The organism is Chryseobacterium hagamense (assembly GCF_007991455.1).
GTDB lineage: Bacteria > Bacteroidota > Bacteroidia > Flavobacteriales > Weeksellaceae > Chryseobacterium > Chryseobacterium hagamense.
In genome coordinates this window covers 252,519-273,739 of record NZ_BJYJ01000004.1, presented here as the reverse complement: position 1 = coordinate 273,739, position 21,221 = coordinate 252,519, and the positions used below count along the sequence as shown (strand labels likewise).

Genomic DNA, 21,221 nt, shown 5'->3' with positions numbered 1-21,221 from the left:
AATTCATTTGTAAACATTTCTATTTTAGCTTTATTCTTTTCATCTTTTAATTTCCCTTTACTAATCCTTATTGATTTGATATATTCACTTCCCATATTAAAAAATACATCTCTTTTAGAAATCATTTTTTGATTATCTCTTAGATTATAGATTATGCCAATCATTTCTTCTATTTTGATTTCTCTATTACAAAAGCATTTTTTATTTTCTTTCTCAAGCTTATCAGTTTCTTTGCGTTTTTCTTCATGTTTTTTTTCCTCCATATTATCTTCCTTCACTACCAAGAAATCCTCATTTTTACTATCATTTAAAAATACAGAGGTATCTTCCACCGATTCGCCATAAATGTATAAAAAAGTTTGATGATCTTGTGCACTTTTTAAAATCTTCTGCCACTTTTTAAGATTTTCATCTGAATTTGTGACAGCCTCTTTAGGAATAAGTTTTATTTTTCCATAGGCATAATCTTTAAGCTGTCCGGAATTGCTGTATTGATTCTGAGAAGCCTCTTTACCTACGGTCATTTCCATAGAGGTAGAGAATCCTGTATTCATGAACATTTCTATATTTTCATCTGTCCTTACTAAACTATCTTGTCTGCCCTGACGTACATAGACCCTGACTTTTTTACCTTGCATATTTTTCGTCTTACAGACAATATAAAGTTCATCCCCCAGTTTTGCAGTATCTACAGATTCTATTTTTCTTCTCAGTTTTTCGCCTTCTTGCGATTCTATACTTAGTTTTGCAAAGAACAGCTGTAATATTTCAGGATGTTCCTGTATATCCGTTTCCCATTTCTCCGAAATTTCCCTATAATCACCCAAAATCACGTCACTGGCTTTATGCATTTCATCCGCTTTTGCATGTTGAATTCCAAGGGTCTGTGGATAAAATTCCTGCAATACAGAACCTGAAATCTTTGTTGTTTCCGCATCAACAATATGCCCTTTGACCCGGTAAGTCTCAGCAGAAACTAAAACAGTCTGCCATTCATTTTTTGGTTTTTCTTTTATTGTAATTTCCGATGTTTTGGTTTTCGGATTAATTTCTGATATCTTGTTATCTACAGATATAAGAAGTTTTTGTTTTTGGGCATCAAAGTTTTGGGTACTGAGAATTACACTATGGGTAAATTTCCTTTGTTTTTGTACACTTTCAGGTAACTTCAGCAATTGAATACCTGTTATTTTTGCTTCCATATTTCATTGTTTTAGGCTTTAGGCACTAAGCAGCAAAAAGTAAATTTACTGCTTAGTAGCCTAAAGAGGATTAACTTAGATTTTTTTCAATACCAGATTGATTTCACTAGTATTACCTTCATTAATGATGACTTCACTATTTTTTTCTCCGTCTATCACTATAAAATGATTTTCCGGAAAAACATCGTAAGCATCAATATTAAGTTCATATTTTCCAACAGGAATTTTTTCTATAATCCAATCTCCTTCTTTATTGGAAAAAGTAAATGTATAATTGCTTCCATCCTGATATTTAAGCAGGATTTTCGCTTCCTCTCCTCCGGCTCCTTCAATATGTCCCATAAGATTTCCAAATTTCTGTGTTTCTCCGACACCCATTTGCGCATCAGTAGGGACAATCTGAGAAGACTGCGGAACTTTGGTCGGATCTTCGTAGTCCGAGAGGTTATCATCGAAAGGCAATGCTTTGGTAACATTCAGCCCGATCGACTGTGCCTGAAGAATGGTAAGGGCCGTAGGAACCCTGCTTGGCCATGCTTTACCATATTTCTCCCCTTCGGTTTTGCGCATCTCATCCACGATGGATAAGAACAGTTTATCATCAATCACCGGCACTTCGCCACCGTTCCAGATCTGTCCGGTCGCCATAAAATGCCTTACCGCTTCCTCAAATCCCGGTCTTACGGTTACAATGACCCTTGCCATCCCGGATTGCATAAAGGCCCGGAAAGTAGCATCATTATCGTCGAACTGATACATTTTGTCCCAGTTGTTCCTGTTGCCCCAATAGTACGGGTAGAAATAATAAGACATGATTTCCCACTCAAATGCCTGTTCCATAAACTTCACGAAGGCCGTATATTTATCCAGTGTAGAATCCAGTTTGATTTCAGTATTCAGGAAGCTTTCTTCAGAAGTGTTGGTTCTGTAATATTTGTCTTTTCCAAAAGTAAGTGCTGCCGAAGGATCCTGATTGATCATATAAGAAATACAGTTTCTTCTGAGAACCGTATTCTCAATCTGCCTGTAAAAGCCAGGATTAGATCCTTTAATTTCAACTCCCTGCGCCTGTATAGCAGCTAACTCCTGTTCATACTTGGTTTTGGCTTTCTCATACGCCTCAATGATTTTATTAAAGGTTTTTTGTAACCAAACATTTTTATATTCTTGAGAAAGCTTTAAATTAAGCTTCAGACTTCCCTGAATGATAGGGCTTTCACCGGTCGCAAAGCTAAACTCAAGTTTATCTTTTATATTTAAACTGTTGGTAGTCCCGCTAACCTGAGTACTATTGATGCTATTAATCCAGGTAACTCCTATTCCTGCAATTGTTATAAATGCCTGATGCGCTCCGTAAAAACCATGCGGATAAGTATTAAATACATAACTTACCTCTTTCAAGATGTAACCTTCAGGAAGTTCAACCTCTCCGTTGCCATTTACAATCTGGATCTTTCCATCATCCTGGCCCATAAAATTCGAATCCCTCCCGCTGAATGATTTACTTATACTAAATTCTTCCATCGGCTTTTCTTCGACTTCCACATTATATTTACTTAACCAGAATTTTAATGTGGTTTCGTTTTGCAAAGAAGAAAAGTTTTCCAGTTTTTGGACATCTGATTCCCTGGGATCCACAGGTTTTATCAGCTGACCACTTGTCGTACCTTTAACCTGCATTCCCAATCGGTGTATTCTTGCAGGTTCCGGAATCATAAATTCAAACATCATTCTTTTACCGTAATTGTAAATCTGGTTTTTGAAAACTTTATCTACCCACCGGTACACTCCAACCACATGCTTATCACCTTTTCGGTTGTCAAATTCGTGGATATTGGTTTCCTCGAATTCTTCAATCATCTTTTCCGTACGCTCCTTGTGGACTTTGGTTACAATCTTATCCGTTGCTTTTTGAGTAATTTCCTTTGCCTGGGTCATCGCCTGCTTTGTATTTTCTTCTTTGGAATTATGCGTTGCAAATCCACCGGAAACGCCAAAATTAATTCCTCCGTAAGATCCGTCAACATGCGCTTCAGCATGGGCATCTTTGGTTTGCTGCATGGCTTTGGCAATTTCGTTTTGCATTTCAAAACGTTCGGTAGAAGAAGTATCACGAAGCTGTTCTTTTTCAGAATCAGAAGATTCTACTGTAGTGATTTCACTTTTAGATGTTTTTTTCGTTGCTTTTTCCCTGCGTTCTCGGGCCATTACGTTTTCAATATGGGCAACCTCTCCTTCTACATATCCCTGTAAGCTTTGCTCAACTTTCAGATAATCCGCGATTCCGATATTTCTCATCCCGAAACCGGAAGGAATAAAGACATCACCGTCGGTAACAGGAGTGGAGGTTGAGGTATTCCCATTGTTATTAGACTGTTTCAGGCACACTCTCCCATCACCGGATAAATTGTAGGTTTTTGTAAACCCATCGAGTCCGGCTGCCGTGTCCGGAGTCATCGGAATTCTGCAGGTGTATACTTTACCGTTACTCAGCGTAAATTCTCCTTCCAGCTGAAGTCCGGCTTTAATAGCATCCGTGATCTGAAGTTTAGGAACCACGCCATCGGTAAACAAGGACAGATAATCACCTCCGTCAATTACTTTCAGCTCAGTGGAAGATTGGACAACGTTTCCGTTATTATCCAATACCCGGAAGGTAGCCGTAACGGAAGAAAATAAATCGGTCGTTTCCAGCGGGGTCATGCTCAGCAGCCATTTGTCATTGTAACTGCGGAAAGACCTTGTTCTTAATGCAACGGGCAGACAGCTGTTTGTATTGGTATCCGTTGTTCCTTTTAATGTAAATACCGAGCTTCCCCTGAAAACAGGCTGCTTGATTAAAGGATCAATACTGGCAGGATCAACGTTTAAAGTTACATTAAATCTGTACTGTTTGCCATCTGAAAGGACAACATTCCCCTGCAGATTGAACATTTCCACTACGGCCGTCTGTGATCCTGAAATTCTCGGATTGAGATCAAAAAGAATATTTGCCCCGCCTGCATTTGTGGAAATACCGGAAGACGTAATTTCATTCCCGTTGATCAGGGCTTTATAAGTGCCTGATAAAATGCGCTGTCCTGAATTATTTACCGCGAGTAAAATACTCAGTTCCGAAGAATTTCTTGCAAAGGTCTTAACACTGAACGGAATATCCCCTGACATGGAATCTCCTACCGGGATGATCACGCCTCCTATGTTGGCAAAAGTTTCCTGATCCAGAACCGTATTATTAAGGATGGTATTCTGCAGAGACTGGTTGTTCTGGGCAAGGGCCTGACTGATTTCATCAAAAGTAGAAATTCCCGATAATGCCGAAGATACACTTGAAGCACCGAATAATTTATACAGCGTATTTTTATTTTCATCGCTTAAGGCCCTCTCTATCGCTGACGCATTGATTTCAGCATCGTAGGTAAAGTTGAAATCCGGAATTTCCACTTCACTCACAGGAATATTCAGAATTTCATCCTTAATCCGGTGAAGCTCCATATCCAGTTCGCTGTTGGCATAAAACTTCTCCGGATCGGCCACGCTCAGCTGCGTAAGGTAATTGATCCGGTTTTCAAGAATCTGTTTCTTATTGTCCGCCGCCGATGTTTCTTTACGAAGCTGTTTCTGAAGAGGCAATACTTCGTTCTGATAATCTGCGTAGGCTTTTTTATAAGCTTCCTCATACTGCTTTTTGTACGTTTTTTCCAGTTTTGCAAGAGCATCAGCAAGTGCTTCATTCGCTTTCAGATTGACGGTCGCCTGTGCAAATTTCATGGCTTTGTCATTGTATATGGTCCGTTGTGTCGTGGTACTTCCTGATGTATTGGTAACCCCTGACGGTGCCGCTTTGAAAAGCTCTTTCGGCAATACGACTTTGGCCTTTACCACATCTAGATAAACCTCTTCCGTGAAATCGTATACGGAAAGGATATGATACAGATGCAGCATCTGCATAATCAGTTCCTTGGCATAGAAATCTTTTTGGGTAACCACCTGATAGACGAGGTTGTCCCAGATTTTAAAATTTACATTGGGAATCCCGTTGGCTGTTTTGCAGGCTTTGATTTTCTGATCAAACTCTTCTTTTGTTGCGGTCGCCTTATTTCTGGCCACCCATACGGCATATTCGTAAAAAGGGGCGTACCCGCTTTTGATATCCTCTTCCGTCAGTATATTGAATCCGGAAATACTGCCCGGATTTTGCAAAAGCTTCTGCAAAGAGGTTGATGCACTGAGATTACTGTCGATCAAGCTGTTATCACGGGACGTTTTATCCCTGAAAATAAATCTTCTTTCTTTGTTTTTAGGGTCAGACAGTTCCGGGTTTCTCATGGTAGCAAACCTGAACAGCGTCTGTGAACTGTTGTTTGTATTTAAATCGGTTGTAGACATTTTTTTATTTTGGTTTTTAAGATTAAATGGGAAAAGCCCTTTTTATTAGGGTCGGTTCCGGTTTTGCAGCCCTGTTTTTTAAGGTGGTTCCGGCTCCGCTATCCACCTTCCTTCCCGATTTTTCTTTTCATGACCGTTTTGTTTTTTATATTTTTAGACATAATTCCAGCTGTCCGGCATTGATGAATGCTGAATTTTTAAAGATTTAAAAATTAATAAGGCTTTGCTATGTGTTTTTTTATTTCTGAAACAAAGATATTCTGCGCCGACGACAGAACTTGACGCATTAAAATTTTTTTTCCGATTTATTGCAATTTTTTAAAGCCGGTTTCATTGTATATTAAAACTTCTCCCTGATCACTGGTATATAAAGTTACCTGCATTCCGGGAGACAACGCATAAGACTTGAGCCCTTGAATATTCAGGCTAACCGGATCTTTGCTGAAGTTGAAAACAACCATGGTCTGCCTTCTTACCAGCTCCCTGATGTTTACTTCTTTTCCTTCTCTGAACAGCACATGCACCAGTTTCTTTCTGCTGCCAACATCATAAGAACCGCTTCCTTTCAAGGAGAATTCGTCAGGCTGAATGGTTAGGATATCGTCTTCCAGGATGACCTCTTCAGAGGCAGATGATTGGGAGATCGAGTTGTTCCATCCATTGATTTGAGATTGACCGATGCCGGCTACAGGATGGGTTTTAGGAATAAAGCTGCTGGTGATCCAGTTTTTTGTCGCTAAATAAGCAGCCCCTGCATTATGCTTCATGTATGGATTTTCAATATTCCCTCCTTCAAATCCGATTCCCACCGCATTGTTTTCCCGCTCAGCTTTCCATCCGGGATTGAAATTGCCCACATCCCATACCCTGTTGCCATTTACGTAGGTTCCGGAACCGTCAACCAAAAGTAAATTTTTAGAGCTGTCATTATATGGTTTCACGGCAAATCCTGTAGAAATACCAAAACCATCGGTATCATCATCAAATCGTTTAATATAATGTGCAGGATCTCCATAGCCGGCAAGATTAATTTTTTGTCCTGAACTTAAACCAATACCTTGATTAAAAGTTTTTTGATGAACAATGGTTTGTGGGGTATCTAATGTAACTGGATTTAAATTCCCTGAATGCCAGACTTCTCTCCAGGGAGTATAAGAACTTCCTACATATCCTCTAAAAGATAATCCATCACCCCACACACTCGTAGCGATTTCTGTACCCTCTTCAGCCGCTCTCATTACCTTTATTACAGTACCGTAACTATATGGACTGTTTGATGATAGATTTATCGAATAAAAGCCAGTTTTGGATGCTGAATAAGTATTGAGATCAGTTAGTATATTGGCATTTATTCGCCCTAAACCATATTGATGGTAATCTTCTATATTTCCAGTATGCCATAAATTACCAATTACATTATTATCAACCTGTAACGATAATTCATTAGAGTTTGTCCAAGCTAAATAAATTATATTTCCTGAATTTATTCTAACAGGATTAACATTTCCTGTATGCCAATAATCAACAAAAGATTGATAAGCTGCAGGACTTTGGAAACTGCCCTGCCACTGTCTTAATCCGAAACCATTTTTACTAAATGCAATTAAATTTTGATTACCTCCGGATGCATCTGAGTAACCACCAAAATGTAAAAAGTCTGCCCACAGAGAAGTATTACCACCATCATTATTCCAAGAAGTGAAACCAAATTGAAGTTTCCCTACTTTAATAAGATCAGGACTTAATTTCCTTGTATCAGTATAACCGTAATACGTAAGCCAGCCATTTAAGTAATTTTGAGTTATTCCATTAGCAGGATGTGATGTAGATATTTTACTATCAGGATTGAAATTTCCATTATGCCAAAACAATTGAGGATTACCCCAGTAACCAGTATCTCCATTTTTCGTTCTAAATCCAATAGTACTACTTGAACCATAATGTGCAAATAATTCAACATTATAATTGCCGGTTAATCCAGAAAAATTAATAACTGACCCTGCCATCCCTGTACCTGCCCAATTATAATCAAACCATGATTTATTTGATCTTGTATCAGAACCATTATTAATCCCCCCACTTTGGTCAAATTTGTGAACTACACTAAAATCAGCAGAGGATACAAATTCTGAAACAGGCTTATGTCCTCCGCCTCCTAACAGTACATAACTATTATCTGAACCATCCTTTATAAAAGCAGATGCTTTTGCAAATTGATAAGCACTATCAAATTGATTTTTAAAATGAAATCCAGTATCCCAGTATAATAGTTGTCCTACATCATTTGACCAGAAACTGATTCCAGCTTTAGAACCGTTAGTTCCTTTTACATGAAGTTTATTATTATATAAAGATGAATTACCACTGCTATTTATATAACTTTTTGTTCCTGTGACATTTTGGTCTGTATCTGTAGTGACCATATTTCTCAATTGCAATGAAGTGGCATATTTAGACCAATCAGTCCAATTCCCATTAGATTTAATCCTACTGAACATTTCATTGGTATCACCATCAAAACCTAATTGCATTTTGTAATCAGGATTTGTGGTATCCAAATTCAAGACAGTAAAACTATGTGCCCCGACGGTTGAAGGTGCATTGGCAACACTATACCCGTACGTAATCGAATTTGTACTTAAATCATTGGCATTATAAGAACCGTTAATGATTTTACTTCCTACTTTTTCGCCGGAATTCATCTCAATATAAGCCGAGCCGCCCCACCGGAATTGTTTGTTGTCTTTCGTCGTAATGTATATTTTCCCTTTTTCGCCGGGCTGGGGTAGACTTGGGTAGGAATCAAATTCCAGCACATCATCCACGTAGCTGGGAAGCTGGCCGGCCGGAACCTTTCCGTCTACCAGGTCTGCTTTTTTCTTCCAGTCCGGATGAGCAGGCGGAAAATCCCTGTTGCTATGCCAGTACGACTGCATCCAGTCCCAGAATTGCCCCGAGATGGGCGTATTTTCATTTGTTGACATTTTTTATTATTTTTGTTTTGGTTTTTAAGATTAAAGTGGGAAGTTCTTTTTAGTAGAATACTTCCGGTTTTAGCCTTATTTTTTAAGGTGGTGTCCGGCTAACGGATGTCCACCTTAAATTTTGCCTTTTGTCTGCATTTTCCTTTCTTTATGCAAATATCTAACGGCACAACGTCAAAACTCGTCGCATTAAAAATTTTATTTAAAAAAAGTTGATTTTTTCTTCGATTTTTGAATCAGGGTTCTAAATCCTTATGAATATTTCAAAACAAAGGGATATTTTTACAGATTTTAGATTACTGATTTTGATGTAATTCTGTAAAACTTAATGAAACGGAATTAAAAATGTAATGATATTTTTTTATCATTCCCACTCCCACAATATCTTATCTTTGCATACGGGATCAATTAAAAAATAAGACCGGAACAGCAGGTCTGGAAAAACTAAAAACGTACGATATTTATAGCAATGGCCAGAGGATTTAAAGAAAAAATTCAGCAGAAGAATTCGGAAAACAGCGGTTTCGGGGACAATGCTTCAGGAAGGTTTATCAAGAAAAACGGATTGCCGAATGTAAGCCGGAAAGGCATGAATATTTTCAACCGGTTCAGCTGGTATCACACCATGCTGGACCTGTCCACCTTTCAGTTCCTTTCCTATCTGGTGATTGCCTATATTCTGGTGAATATTTTCTTTGCCTTTATTTATTACCTCATCGGCGTAGAACATTTAACGGGAATCGACAAAAGCAATCCCGTCAATGAATTTATCGATGTCTTTTTCTTCAGTTCGCAGACCTTTACGACGGTCGGATACGGAAGAATTGCACCGGTGGGTTTTACCGCAAGCCTGGTGGCCACTTTTGAAGCTTTCCTGGGATTGCTTACCTTTGCCATTGCAACAGGACTTTTTTACGGAAGGTTTTCCCGGCCCAGGGCTTATCTTAAATTTTCCGATATTGCCGTGATCGCCCCCTTCAAAGGAATTTCGGCTTTAATGTTCAGGCTGGCCCCTTTTAAAAACAATTCACTGACCGATGCCGACGTAATTGTTTCGGCAGCGATTGAAGTTATGGAAGACGGAAGCCCAAGAAGTAAATTTTACCAGCTGAAGACCCAGCTGAGCAAAATCAATACACTGGCGCTGAACTGGACCGTTGTGCATGCCATCGATGAAGAATCTCCGTTTTACGGGTTTTCGGAAGACGACTTTAAAAATACGGATATTGAAATCATCGTTCATCTCCGTGCCTTTGACGAAGTGTTTTCAAATACAGTGGTACAACGGGCATCATATGTAACCCGGGAAATTGTCTATGGTGCACGGTTTGAACCGATGTATTATCCGGATAAACAGAATCTTTCCACGGTTCTGGATCTGGATAAAATTAACGATTATAAAAAAGCAGACCTTCCTGCATCTAAGGAAGAACAACAATAAATGGATCCGGAATTCTATAAAAAGCAGGCTTTACAAAAACAGAAAGAGCATAAAAAATTTCTCGACGGACTGAAAAAGAAGCCGCCTAAAAACCTCGATTATACAGTCCAGGAAACCCACGAAGATGTTTTTGAGCGCATCGACTGCCTGCAGTGCGCGAATTGCTGCAAAACAACAGGACCACTTTATACCGAAAAAGATATTGAACGGATTGCCAGACACCTCCGGATGAAACCGGCCGATTTTGAAGCCAAATTCCTCCGGGTGGATGAAGACCATGATAAAGTTTTGCAGAACCTTCCGTGCTTTTTCCTTAATGAAGACAATACCTGTTCGATCTACGACGTACGCCCGAAAGCATGCAGGGAATATCCCCATACCGACCGGAAGAAAATTTACCAGATTAATGACCTGATGATCAAAAACACCGTCATCTGTCCTGCTGCTTATGAGTTTGTTGAAAGAATTATGAAGAATTTGGCAAAGTAGACTGTAATTCTAAAAAGGTCTTAAGTAATAATAAAGTCCGTTAAATAAAAGTTTCAGATATAATATTCCGTAAAATGGAAGCGTTTTATTCAAACAACCATTTAAAATATTACATCATGAAAAAGTTAGTTTTAACCACTGCATTGGCCATTGCCGGAACTTTATCGGCTCAGACAGGGAACACTATGAACACTATGCAAAACCAGACCCGGAATTCAACAAACCTGCAGGGCGGCCAACTGCAACAGAATTCCCGGACCAATTCCAATTTAGGTACGACTTCTTCGCAGGCCGTTCCTAACGGGAATACCGGAGCCACGGAAAATGTCGAGGCTACCGCAGCTGATAATCCGAGCAATACCAAGGCTACAACCGATGTTAATGCAGACATCGCAGCAGATACCACCAAATCCGCAACTATTATAGAAGAGAAGAAAACCAGAAAGAAAAAGTCGCAGTAAATATTTAAATTCAAAACAATCAGAAATGAATTCCGGAATCCAGCATTCCGGAATTTTTTTATGATACCCAAAATGTAATTTATCATAATTAGTTATAAATCAAGTTAAAAGATAATTTACACCTACCACTTTGTACGATAGTTGCACATAACCTCATATCACCAAATTTAAACAGTACTTTTATGAAAAATTTAATTTTAGCAGCAGCTTTCGTAGCTTTCGGTACCATTACCGCCTCTGCACAGACCACTCCACAGAAAAGAATGGACACGACCCGTGATACGACCCGGAACAATGGGAATATGGGAACCGGGACTATGAACAATTCCAACGGGATGAATACCACCAACGGAACAACCAACCATGATTGGGATAAATCGAAAACCGACACGGCCAGCTGGAAAAACAAAGACGGTATGAAAACCGATCGGAAAATGAAAAAGAAAAATAATCGATAAGCAAAATACCGGATCCTGAAATTTTTTCAGGATTTTTTTTGTCCTGTTTTTTAGCTTATTAAATTCGCATTATAGCCCATAAAAAAAAGCGTTGAACTGATTCAACGCTTTCTCCTTTCACTTTTTTACTTTTATCCCATTTATAAACCCCGGGAACAGGTTATATGAAAAAAGGCCGGGAATTTTCCCAACCTTTATATTTTATACCACTCCCTGAGCAAGCATGGCTTCTGCTACTTTTACGAAGCCGGCGATGTTGGCGCCTTTAACATAATTTACATAGCCGTCTTCCTCTTTTCCGTAGTCTCGGCAGGCTTTGTGGATTCCGATCATGATTTCTTTCAGTCTGGCGTCCACTTCTTCGGAAGTCCAGTTCAGACGGATGGAGTTTTGCGTCATTTCCAGTCCTGAAGTGGCTACCCCTCCGGCATTGGAAGCTTTACCCGGAGAGAACAGTACTTTGTTATCCAGGAAATAGTTGATGGCATCCAGCGTAGAAGGCATGTTGGCTGCTTCCGTTACACAGACACAACCGTTTTCCACCAATAATCTGGCGTCTTCAAGATCCAGCTCGTTTTGGGTGGCAGAAGGGATGGCTACATCACACTTCACTTCCCAGGGACGTTTTCCGGCAAAGAATTCAGCACCTGGATACTTCTTCACATAATCTTCTGCCCTGTTGTTTCCTGAAGCTCTCAGCTCTAACAGATAATCGATTTTTTCTCCGTCGATTCCGTCTTTATCATAAACGTATCCGTCCGGCCCGGAAAGCGTTACCACTTTTCCGCCCAATTCGTTTACTTTCTTGATCACCCCCCAGGCTACGTTTCCGAACCCTGAAACCGTTACCACTTTATCTTTGAAGGTCTGCCCGATGGTTTTCAGCATCTGCTCCGCGAAGTATACCACTCCGTACCCCGTAGCTTCAGGACGGATCAGGGATCCTCCGTAAGCAAGGCCTTTTCCGGTAAGAACACCCGTGAATTCGTTTCTGATTTTCTTGTACTGTCCGAATAAATACCCGATTTCTCTGGCACCTACCCCGATGTCTCCTGCAGGAACGTCGGTCTCAGGACCGATGTGCTTGCAAAGTTCGGTCATGAATGCCTGGCAGAAACGCATCACTTCCATATCGGATTTTCCTTGCGGATCAAAATCGGAACCTCCTTTTCCTCCGCCCATCGGAAGTGTGGTAAGCGAGTTTTTAAACACCTGCTCGAAAGCCAGGAATTTAAGAACGGAAAGGTTTACCGTAGGATGGAAACGGATTCCCCCCTTGTATGGACCGATTGCAGAGTTCATCTGGATTCTGAATCCCCTGTTTACCTGGATTTCTCCTTTATCGTCAACCCATGGAACTCTGAAGATGATAATTCTTTCAGCTTCCGCCATTCTTTCCAGAAGCTTCATGCCCGTGTATTCCTTCTTCGTCATGATGAACGGGATTACCGTAACGGCAACTTCTTTTACCGCCTGTAAAAATTCCGGCTCGTTAGGATTTTTCGCCTCAATTTTAGCTATAAATTCTTGAATTTTCTGGTCAATATTATATTGTTCCATATAGTTGGGTTGAATATTATTGTCAACAAATTTAATTTTTTTTTCAAAATTCGCAATACCTTATTTAAACATTGTTAAAAATTGAATAATAATGTCCCGAAATATTATTAAATCAATAACATCAATACAATTATTATTAAAAATTAAATGTTAGGTGTGATCTGATGCAATATTAAGAAATCATTAAATATCAGATTGCCAGAAATTGTCTCCCTGAAAACGATTTTACTTTCCCCAAAAGTTCCAATTCCAGAATTACCGGCAAAATCTTATGCGAAGAAAGGTTGATTTTATCCGCGAGGTCATCCAAGGTAATATGGGGATTTTCGAAAATGGCATCAAAGACGGCTTTTTGATTTCCGGTAAATTGAATGGTAATTTCACTGTATGGAAAAAGTTCTTCCGTTTTTGTCTTGGGCCTGTTCAGTCCAAGCTCATTCACAAGGTCTTTTACGGTAGAAATGGCCGAAGCCTTATGCTGAAAAATAAGATGATTGCATCCCTGGCTCTGTTTATCGGTAATTTTCCCGGGCAGGGCATAGACTTCGCGGTTGTACACATTGGCATAAGTAGCCGTACTGACGGAACCTCCGCCAAATGCCGTTTCCACCACGATGGTTGCCGGGGAAATTCCTGCCACGATCCGGTTCCGCTGGATGAAATTTTCGCGGTCCGGCTTTCTGGATGAATTGAACTCCGTCAGTAATGAACCGCCTTCTTCCAGGATTTTTTCAGCAAGCTTTTTATTTTTAGAGGGATAGAGCGTATGAAATCCATGGGCCAAAACCCCTACAGTGGGGATATGATGATGAAGAGACTGCTCATGTACTTCCTTATCCACCCCCAAGGCCAGACCGCTTACCGATATAAAGGGGCAGGATTTCGTTTCTTCAAAAAAATCGTGGATGAACTGTTTTCCGTAAGCGGTGATATTCCGGGTTCCGACGATGCTTATTTTCTGTAGGAAGTGATCCAGGTCTCCTTTTTGATATAAAATCGCCGGCGCATCATCACACTCCTTCAGTAAAGCAGGAAGGCCGTCGAGATGCCTTACATTGATTCTGATCTGATGGGTTTCGCAGAATTTCAGCTCCCGTTCTGCAAATTTCAGGTGCTCGGGATTTTCAATATCGGAAATCATTTTTTTGCCGAATCCGTCAAGTTTTCTGTATTCTTTCCTCGCATTTTCCCATGCCGCCTTTGCACTCCCGAAAGTACGCACAAGCTTATGGAAATTGATATCGCCGATCAGGCTGGATTCGCGCAACGCAATGGAATAAAGGTGCTCTTCAGAATACATTTGTGCTGTTTTTTACAAATGTAGAAAAATTTTTAAAATCTGTCCAGCTTTAAATAGGGATATGCTCTAATTTTATTCTAGTACTGGTTTTAAAATATTTGTTTTAAATTAAATAGAATGCAGTCGCTATTAAAATTAACTTGAATTCGCCTATATTCAACTTACAATCAAATATTTAATAAATTCAAAAGATTCTTCGTAGGATAAATCAATGATTCATACTTCCGATAGGATCTTATCCTATCCTGTAATAAGCCGTCCTTTCAGGACTTTAAGATAATACCAATTTAATTGTTTTCAATTTATATACAGTCTCTTATTTAATTAAAATATAATTAAGGCGGTTTTATTCAGGATTCTAGATAGAATGACTTTTGGTAGAATGATCAAAAATACAGTTTGATCATCAGAAACTTTGGTCCTGTTTTTCACAGAAGAAATTTCCGGCATCCGGTATCTCTCTTCCCGCCTTTTCATCCGAATTCTACTTCGGGTTTACGTCAATAATTATTTTCGTCTCAGCTCATCCAGCCGGTCCCAGATGTCGTCTTTCTTTTTATAAGGCAGCTCCAGAAAGTCTTCAGGATGGTTTTCCTTGTATTCCTGCCATAGCTTATCGTCTTTTTCACTGTAATAGTTTGGAAATTCCCAGATGTATTTTCTTTTCCTCTCCCCTACCTTCTTGAACATAAAGGCAAGGATCATCCCTACAATGGCCCCGGCAAGGTGTGCCTGCCAGGAAATCCTGCTTGGTTCCTGAAGGTTGGAGAACAGTTCCTCAGGCAGCATGCCCCAAATGAGGCTTCCATAATACAGCACCACCAGTAGGGAAATCGTCAGCAGTTTTACATTCCATTTAAAAACCCCGCTGAAAAAAAGAAAAAAGGCCAGCACATAGACTACCCCGCTTGCTCCGATGGTACACGTATAAAGATAATCACCCGTCATAATATCGATCGGCGGAAGGAGCCATACCAGAAGCCCCGTCGCCAGCCAGCCGATAACAAAAACTTTATTGGCGACCAGCGGATAAAATTCGTACAGCAGGAACATCAGCACCACCATAGGAATCGAATTGCCGATGATGTGGTCCAGGCTTCCGTGTAGAAGCGGAGACGTAATAATTCCCAAAAGGCCCTCCGGCAATAAAGGAATAATCGCTCCGAAGCAACTTGCAAAAAAGCCGTGCAACTGTAAGAAATAGCCCAGCCACATGGCCGAAAGCATCAGCAACGGGTTGATAACAGCCCTTTTGGAAATTACATTGTTTTTAAACATACAGGTTCTATGTCAAATGAAAAGCCAATGATAAATTTCGGAAAATTTGTCGACGAATGATCCCGCAGCAGATATATTTCAGCCAAAAAGTAAGCATTTCGCCCACTTTCCGGAAATCCAGCCTTTTATCCTGCCATTTACAGCAGTAAGCCACCTTAAAAAAACATTAAAATACAGAACCGGTCTGCCGGCAATTGCTTAATTCACGGACGGTCAAATTTATATTTAATATTTTTGTACATCATTTTTTAAAATAAAATTGTGAAGTCATGAAGAAGTTTTTATTGATGCTCTCATTAGGTCTCGGTATTTTTGCCGGTGCACAGGTCGTAATTATTGATACAGCAGCTGTTGTGAAAGATACCGTAAAGCACTGGTCGGTGGTCGGAAAACAATCCGTCATGATCAATCAGGCAGCATTCTCCAACTGGGTGGGCGGAGGTGCCAACAATGTAGGATGGCTTGCCGCACTGGATTATAACCTTACCTATGAAAAAGACAAAGACCTCTGGGAAAATATCATCCTCCTGAATTACGGACAGAATGATACGAAAGGAGTCGGCGTCCGGAAAACCCAGGATGTAATTAACGTTTCCACCAACTACGGCAGGAAATTTTCCAAAGGCTGGTACCTTTCGGTAGGTGCCGGATTGATTTCCCAGTTTTCTGCCGGATATGAAGACGGCAATAATCCCGATGCAAAAAAGATATCCAACTTTATGGCGCCCGGCTATCTTAACGTCGGGATGGGGATCACCTACCGTCCGAATGACAACATCAATGTAACGCTTCGCCCCAGCAATGCCCGATGGGCTTTTGTTCTGGACAAAGACCTGCAGCTGGCAGGTACTTATGGCTTAAAAGCCGATGGAGATTCTTCTATTCTTCAGTACGGTTTCCTGGGAACCGCTTATTATAAAGTAAAACTGATGGAAAACATCAATGTGACCAATACCGCCTCTGTTTTCTCCAATTATCTGGATCATCCGGAAAGGCTGGTCCTGGCCTATGGAATGGTTCTTAATCTGAAAGTTAATAAATTCATTTCCTCCAACATTACGGTGGATTTAATGTATGACCACAACCAGATCCAGAAGACCCAGCTCAAACAGACACTTGGAGTAGGCTTTGCCTATACATTGAACAACGGTGTAAAACGTTCCGACCGGAAAGACAGCCAGTGGTGGATTAAAAAATAGAATTGATAAAGAATAAATCACAGGCGGTTTCAGGATAGTAACAGCTTTTCCAGATTTTTAATACATTTGTTAAAGGCATATTCCTGATGAATCTGGCAGGCCGCACCTTTTAATGACGGATGGCATAAAGCCTCATTTAAATCAGATCTGAAAACCAAATACCAAACCACCTGTTAAGATGAACATAAAACCGGAAATTACCTGGAACGATTTTGAAAAAATAGATATCCGCTGCGGAACGATTATTTCCGCCAGCGACTTTGAGAAAGCAAGAAATCCGTCTTACCAGCTGGAAATAGACTTTGGGTCGCTGGGCATTAGAAAGTCTTCTGCACAGATCACCTCACTCTACCAGAAAGAAGAACTGATCGGGCAGCAGGTGCTTGCGGTCGTGAATTTTCCAAAAAAGCAGATTGCGAATTTTTTCAGCGAATGCCTGGTGCTCGGAGTGTACGGCGAGGACAAGAAAGACGTTACGCTTTTAACAACATCCTTACCTACAGAAGACGGAATGCAGGTCGGCTAAACACAACACAAAATGATACATAAAATTCCTTTAGAAAAAGTCTTATTCCTTGATATTGAAACCATTCCCGGCTTTGGCTTATGGGAAGAACTGTCTGAGGCGGAAAAGATGCTGTGGGATAAGAAGACCCGCTTTCAAAGAAAAGACGAAGTAACAGCAGGAGAATTCTATGAAGAAAGAGCCGGAATTATGGCGGAATTCGGTAAAATTATCTGCATCACCATCGGCATGCTGGAAAAAAACGACACCCTGAAGATCAAAAGCTTTGCCGGAGACGACGAAAAGAAGCTGTTGCTGGAATTCGGCGAAATCTTCAACAGCCAGAGGCTCCGCGAAGTGATCCTCTGTGCACACAACGGGAAGGAATTCGATTTTCCGTGGATCGCCAGAAGATACCTGATCAACGGGATGATGCCGCCAACCCCATTTCAGATGTTCGGGAAAAAGCCCTGGGAAATCCAGCACATCGATACCATGGAACTCTGGAAGTTCGGGGATTATAAAAGTTTTGTCTCCCTGGAACTGCTGGCCCATGTTTTTGGAATTCCGACCCCGAAGGACGACATCGACGGCTCAATGGTTTCATCAATTTACTACATAGAGAAAGACTTGCAAAGAATTGTGGACTATTGTGAAAAAGATGTATTAACTTTGGCAAATGTTTTCCGGCGCATGCGTCAGGAAGATTTGTTGAAAAGGTACATCAATTTAGATTAAAAAATGAAATTTACAGACGATCAGGTTGCTGATATCGGTGAGGAAATCATCGGTGTCCTGAAAACCGTTTATGACCCAGAAATTCCGGTGGATATTTACGAATTGGGATTGGTTTATGATGTTCAGATTTCCGATGAAGCAGACGTTAAAATCATTATGACCCTCACGACCCCCAACTGCCCTGTTGCAGAAACCCTTCCTCAGGAAGTAAAGGACAAGGTAGCTGAAGTGGAAAATGTAAAAAGCGTGGATCTGGAACTCACTTTTGAGCCGAGCTGGCACAAAGACATGATGAGCGAAGAAGCCAAGTTCGAGCTTGGAATGCTTTAAACCGTACTAAAGATAAATAAGGCTGCCAAGTTTGGCAGCCTTTATTATTAGGTTCATTTACTATTTTTCTTCTGCTCTTTGCCACATTCGGAAGATGATACGATGGATGGCATTCTCATTTTTACAATAGAAATCCGCAGAAAATTCCTCCGTCTTAATTTTTACCGGTAGATGAAAATCATCGTCTGTACCAATTCCGGATGAAGGCTTTTCGCCACCGGACAATTATGGGCCGTCTGCTCGATAAAAGCTTTTTCTTTATCGGAATAGGAATCCGGAAAAATAAAATTGCAGACAATTTCACCGATTCTCCTCGGCTCACCTTTCATGATTTTCTGAAGATTGCAGTATGCCCCATCGATATTGATGTTTTTTTCTTTCCCTAAAATCGCAATGGTGGTTAGTGCGCATTCGGCTAAAGAAGTGGCACAGAGATCCGTGGGAGAAAACTTTTCACCTTTCCCGTGGTTATCCGTCGGCGCATCGCTTTCGATAACCGTTCCGGATTGTAAGTGCTCTGCCGAACATCTTAAATCGCCGATATATGTGATTTTTGAAGTCATTTTATTTAATTTTAATTAAAGCTAGGAAAAATTTTGTTTAAAAATGAAAAATATCCTTTGCTTTATTGTACGAGCTTTCGAAATTCAGGAGATTCAGCTTATGATCAGCCTTCTCTACACTCATGAAATTAATTACCTGTTCCGTCGGCATATTGCCCACGAGGTCGTCTTTCGCCATCGGGCATCCTCCTATTCCTTTAATCGCACTGTCGAATCTCTTACAGCCCTGATCATAGGCCGCTTTTAATTTAGAATAAGAATCTTCATAGCGGTTATGGAAATGCGCCCCGAAATTGATCCCGGGATATTTTGAAGGAATCTTCTCAAACAGCAGCGAGATGGATTCCGGCGTTGCAACTCCCGTTGTATCAGATAATAAGATGTCTTTAACTCCTATTTCTGAAAACCGTTGCGCCCAGAAATCCACCTCTTCCCATTTCCACATTTCACCGTAAGGGTTTCCGAAGGCCATTGAGAAATATATATTCAGCTGCCTGTTTTCCTTGTCTACCAGCTCCAGCATCCTGATGATTTCATTAAAAGCTTCTTCCTGGCTTTTATTGGTATTCCGGTGCTGGAAAGTCTCGGAAATGGAAAACGGAAAACCGATGATATCTACCGACTGGTGTTTCAGGGCTTTCTCTGCGCCCCGGTAATTGGCAACAATTGCGGAAACCTTGGTATTGGAACGGGACTTGTCGATATTCTCAGCCACTTCCGCAGAATCGGCCATCTGCGGAATGGCTTTCGGAGAAACGAAGCTCAGGCAATCCAGAACATCGAATCCCACATCCATCAGAGAATTGATATAATCTATTTTTTGATCAGTCGGGATAAATTCTCCCCACCCCTGCATTGCATCACGCGGACATTCAGTAAGAAACATGTTTTACTTTTAGATTTTCTCAAATATAATAAAACTAAACAAGTTCCGGAAAGATATCATCAACCATTATACAAAATTGAATTTCAACTACTTACACCAAATACCCGGCTTCAACATCTTATTCTGAAGTACAAATAAGAGATTCTGAGCCTCAAATTTGCTAACTTTACGGGAAATTTATACCAATAATGAGCGCAATAGAATTCAACCCTTTGTGGAAAGAAAAGCTGCTGAACCGTTTTCTGAATTATGTAAAAATATATTCAACCAGTGATGCCGAAAGCGAAACCACTCCGTCTACCGAAAGGCAGTGGGATATCGCCCGGTACATTACGGAAGAACTGAGAACGATCGGCCTTGAAAATGTATCGATTGATGATAACGGTTATATTATGGGCTATGTCCCTTCCAACCTTGACAATGACAACCAGCCGACTATCGGATTTATTTCCCATTACGATACGTCGCCGGATTTCAGCGGGGAAAACGTAAAGCCGCAGGTTTGGGAAAATTATGACGGAAATGACCTGGTCCTGAACCGGACCACGGGATTCACGTTATCACCATCCAAGTTTGAAAGCTTAAAAAAATACATCGGCCAGACATTGATTACTACCGACGGAAATACCCTCCTGGGAGCTGACGATAAAGCCGGCTGTGCGGAAATCGTTACGGCAGCGGAATACCTTATGGCTCACCCTGAGATCAAACACGGAAGAATTGCCGTAGGCTTTACGCCGGATGAAGAAATCGGAAGAGGGGCCCACAAATTTGATGTGGCAAAATTCGGGGCAGAATTTGCCTATACCATGGACGGCGGCGAAGTCGGCGAACTGGAATATGAAAACTTCAACGCGGCAGGCGCTGTGGTAAAAATCCACGGACTGAGCGTTCATCCGGGATATGCCTACGGAAAAATGGTAAATGCCGCCTTGCTGGCTTCCGAATTTGTCCAGATGCTTCCGGCCAGCGAAACCCCGGCCACGACGAAAGGATTTGACGGGTTCTATCATCTGATGGACCTGAACGCCGATATTTCCGAAGCGAAACTGCAATACATCATCCGTGACCATGATGCCGCTCAATTTGAAGCCAGGAAGAAATTCATGGAAGAAAAGATTGCCGAATTCAATCAGAAGCACGGGGAAGGGACTGCTGAAATTGAAATTAAAGAGCAGTACCGGAATATGAAACAGCAGTTCGAAGGCAAAATGCACATCGTGGATCTTGCAGCCAAAGCGATGAAAGAAGCGGGAATCGAACCGAAGATCAAAGCTATCCGCGGAGGAACCGACGGCGCCCAGCTCTCCTACATGGGACTGCCCTGCCCGAATATTTTCGCCGGCGGGATCAACTTCCACGGACCTTATGAGTATGTAGCCCTCGAAAGCATGGAGAAAGCCATGGAGGTGATTCTGAATATTGCCAAAGCTTAAAAAGC

Annotated in this window: 17 protein-coding genes; 9 read left to right on the top strand and 8 right to left on the bottom strand. The window is 40.9% G+C overall.

Annotated elements, in window-relative coordinates; all coding sequences use genetic code 11:
* The 3 genes from CHA01nite_RS07275 to CHA01nite_RS07265 all read right to left on the bottom strand — a co-directional run.
* Positions 1 to 1,202, bottom strand: a 1,202-nt coding sequence (locus CHA01nite_RS07275) for a hypothetical protein (RefSeq protein WP_146940643.1), incomplete at its 3' end; no start/stop codon positions are given.
* A 75-nt stretch (positions 1,203 to 1,277) separates the two neighbouring features.
* On the bottom strand, positions 1,278 to 5,588 hold the full coding sequence (locus CHA01nite_RS07270; protein ID WP_146940642.1) for a hypothetical protein: 4,311 nt from the start codon (positions 5,586 to 5,588) through the stop codon (positions 1,278 to 1,280).
* A 305-nt stretch (positions 5,589 to 5,893) separates the two neighbouring features.
* The gene (locus CHA01nite_RS07265) at positions 5,894 to 8,572 is read right to left on the bottom strand and encodes a pyocin knob domain-containing protein (protein ID WP_146940641.1); all 2,679 of its coding nucleotides are present in this window, start codon (positions 8,570 to 8,572) and stop codon (positions 5,894 to 5,896) included.
* Positions 8,573 to 9,041: 469 nt separating this feature from the next.
* Between CHA01nite_RS07265 and CHA01nite_RS07260 the strand changes: the two genes are divergently transcribed.
* From CHA01nite_RS07260 to CHA01nite_RS07245, 4 genes are all read left to right on the top strand, one after another.
* Positions 9,042 to 10,013, top strand: coding sequence for an ion channel (locus CHA01nite_RS07260; protein WP_146940640.1), 972 nt, complete (start codon positions 9,042 to 9,044; stop codon positions 10,011 to 10,013).
* Complete coding sequence (locus CHA01nite_RS07255; RefSeq protein WP_146940639.1) at positions 10,014 to 10,502, top strand: YkgJ family cysteine cluster protein; 489 nt, start codon at positions 10,014 to 10,016, stop codon at positions 10,500 to 10,502.
* Positions 10,503 to 10,618: 116 nt separating this feature from the next.
* The gene (locus tag CHA01nite_RS07250) at positions 10,619 to 10,963 is read left to right on the top strand and encodes a hypothetical protein (RefSeq protein ID WP_146940638.1); all 345 of its coding nucleotides are present in this window, start codon (positions 10,619 to 10,621) and stop codon (positions 10,961 to 10,963) included.
* A 182-nt stretch (positions 10,964 to 11,145) separates the two neighbouring features.
* Positions 11,146 to 11,421, top strand: coding sequence for a hypothetical protein (locus CHA01nite_RS07245; protein WP_146940637.1), 276 nt, complete (start codon positions 11,146 to 11,148; stop codon positions 11,419 to 11,421).
* Positions 11,422 to 11,622: 201 nt separating this feature from the next.
* Here the strand turns inward: CHA01nite_RS07245 and gdhA are convergent, their stop codons facing one another.
* The 3 genes from gdhA to CHA01nite_RS07230 all read right to left on the bottom strand — a co-directional run bounded on the left by gdhA (position 11,623) and on the right by CHA01nite_RS07230 (position 15,559).
* Complete coding sequence (gene gdhA / locus CHA01nite_RS07240; RefSeq protein ID WP_146940636.1) at positions 11,623 to 12,981, bottom strand: NADP-specific glutamate dehydrogenase; 1,359 nt, start codon at positions 12,979 to 12,981, stop codon at positions 11,623 to 11,625.
* 190 nt (positions 12,982 to 13,171) lie between these two features.
* Positions 13,172 to 14,281: a DNA-processing protein DprA gene (dprA, locus tag CHA01nite_RS07235; RefSeq protein ID WP_146940635.1), complete on the bottom strand. Its 1,110-nt coding sequence runs from the start codon at positions 14,279 to 14,281 to the stop codon at positions 13,172 to 13,174.
* A 507-nt stretch (positions 14,282 to 14,788) separates the two neighbouring features.
* Positions 14,789 to 15,559: a rhomboid family intramembrane serine protease gene (locus CHA01nite_RS07230; RefSeq protein WP_146940634.1), complete on the bottom strand. Its 771-nt coding sequence runs from the start codon at positions 15,557 to 15,559 to the stop codon at positions 14,789 to 14,791.
* Positions 15,560 to 15,828: 269 nt separating this feature from the next.
* Here CHA01nite_RS07230 and CHA01nite_RS07225 point away from each other — a divergent pair, with 269 nt between their 5' ends.
* The 4 genes from CHA01nite_RS07225 (at position 15,829) to CHA01nite_RS07210 (ending at position 18,331) form a co-directional block, all read left to right on the top strand.
* A complete protein-coding gene (locus tag CHA01nite_RS07225; RefSeq protein WP_146940633.1) occupies positions 15,829 to 16,758 on the top strand; it encodes a DUF3078 domain-containing protein in 930 nt (309 codons plus the stop codon).
* Positions 16,759 to 16,936: 178 nt separating this feature from the next.
* On the top strand, positions 16,937 to 17,284 hold the full coding sequence (locus tag CHA01nite_RS07220) for a tRNA-binding protein (protein ID WP_146940632.1): 348 nt from the start codon (positions 16,937 to 16,939) through the stop codon (positions 17,282 to 17,284).
* 12 nt (positions 17,285 to 17,296) lie between these two features.
* A complete protein-coding gene (locus CHA01nite_RS07215) occupies positions 17,297 to 18,001 on the top strand; it encodes a 3'-5' exonuclease (protein ID WP_146940631.1) in 705 nt (234 codons plus the stop codon).
* A gap of 3 nt (positions 18,002 to 18,004) precedes the next feature.
* Complete coding sequence (locus CHA01nite_RS07210; RefSeq protein ID WP_146940630.1) at positions 18,005 to 18,331, top strand: SUF system Fe-S cluster assembly protein; 327 nt, start codon at positions 18,005 to 18,007, stop codon at positions 18,329 to 18,331.
* A gap of 161 nt (positions 18,332 to 18,492) precedes the next feature.
* On the opposite strand, the gene CHA01nite_RS07205 is transcribed toward CHA01nite_RS07210, so the two are convergent.
* Positions 18,493 to 18,894, bottom strand: coding sequence for an OsmC family protein (locus CHA01nite_RS07205; RefSeq protein ID WP_146940629.1), 402 nt, complete (start codon positions 18,892 to 18,894; stop codon positions 18,493 to 18,495).
* 37 nt (positions 18,895 to 18,931) lie between these two features.
* Positions 18,932 to 19,780, bottom strand: coding sequence for a hydroxymethylglutaryl-CoA lyase (locus tag CHA01nite_RS07200; protein WP_146940628.1), 849 nt, complete (start codon positions 19,778 to 19,780; stop codon positions 18,932 to 18,934).
* 188 nt (positions 19,781 to 19,968) lie between these two features.
* On the opposite strand from CHA01nite_RS07200, the gene pepT reads away from it, so the two are divergent.
* Positions 19,969 to 21,216: a peptidase T gene (gene pepT / locus CHA01nite_RS07195; RefSeq protein WP_146940627.1), complete on the top strand. Its 1,248-nt coding sequence runs from the start codon at positions 19,969 to 19,971 to the stop codon at positions 21,214 to 21,216.
* The last annotated feature ends 5 nt before the right edge of the window (positions 21,217 to 21,221 follow it).

What these genes read in the sequence shown, in the direction of transcription:
- CHA01nite_RS07270 (WP_146940642.1), bottom strand. Translation starts at nt 5,588, where the DNA reads ATGTCTACAACCGATTTAAATACAAACAACAGTTCACAGACGCTGTTC.
- CHA01nite_RS07265 (WP_146940641.1), bottom strand. Translation starts at nt 8,572, where the DNA reads ATGTCAACAAATGAAAATACGCCCATCTCGGGGCAATTCTGGGACTGG.
- CHA01nite_RS07260 (WP_146940640.1), top strand. Translation starts at nt 9,042, where the DNA reads ATGGCCAGAGGATTTAAAGAAAAAATTCAGCAGAAGAATTCGGAAAAC.
- CHA01nite_RS07255 (WP_146940639.1), top strand. Translation starts at nt 10,014, where the DNA reads ATGGATCCGGAATTCTATAAAAAGCAGGCTTTACAAAAACAGAAAGAG.
- CHA01nite_RS07250 (WP_146940638.1), top strand. Translation starts at nt 10,619, where the DNA reads ATGAAAAAGTTAGTTTTAACCACTGCATTGGCCATTGCCGGAACTTTA.
- CHA01nite_RS07245 (WP_146940637.1), top strand. Translation starts at nt 11,146, where the DNA reads ATGAAAAATTTAATTTTAGCAGCAGCTTTCGTAGCTTTCGGTACCATT.
- gdhA (WP_146940636.1), bottom strand. Translation starts at nt 12,981, where the DNA reads ATGGAACAATATAATATTGACCAGAAAATTCAAGAATTTATAGCTAAA.
- dprA (WP_146940635.1), bottom strand. Translation starts at nt 14,281, where the DNA reads ATGTATTCTGAAGAGCACCTTTATTCCATTGCGTTGCGCGAATCCAGC.
- CHA01nite_RS07230 (WP_146940634.1), bottom strand. Translation starts at nt 15,559, where the DNA reads ATGTTTAAAAACAATGTAATTTCCAAAAGGGCTGTTATCAACCCGTTG.
- CHA01nite_RS07225 (WP_146940633.1), top strand. Translation starts at nt 15,829, where the DNA reads ATGAAGAAGTTTTTATTGATGCTCTCATTAGGTCTCGGTATTTTTGCC.
- CHA01nite_RS07220 (WP_146940632.1), top strand. Translation starts at nt 16,937, where the DNA reads ATGAACATAAAACCGGAAATTACCTGGAACGATTTTGAAAAAATAGAT.
- CHA01nite_RS07215 (WP_146940631.1), top strand. Translation starts at nt 17,297, where the DNA reads ATGATACATAAAATTCCTTTAGAAAAAGTCTTATTCCTTGATATTGAA.
- CHA01nite_RS07210 (WP_146940630.1), top strand. Translation starts at nt 18,005, where the DNA reads ATGAAATTTACAGACGATCAGGTTGCTGATATCGGTGAGGAAATCATC.
- CHA01nite_RS07205 (WP_146940629.1), bottom strand. Translation starts at nt 18,894, where the DNA reads ATGACTTCAAAAATCACATATATCGGCGATTTAAGATGTTCGGCAGAG.
- CHA01nite_RS07200 (WP_146940628.1), bottom strand. Translation starts at nt 19,780, where the DNA reads ATGTTTCTTACTGAATGTCCGCGTGATGCAATGCAGGGGTGGGGAGAA.
- pepT (WP_146940627.1), top strand. Translation starts at nt 19,969, where the DNA reads ATGAGCGCAATAGAATTCAACCCTTTGTGGAAAGAAAAGCTGCTGAAC.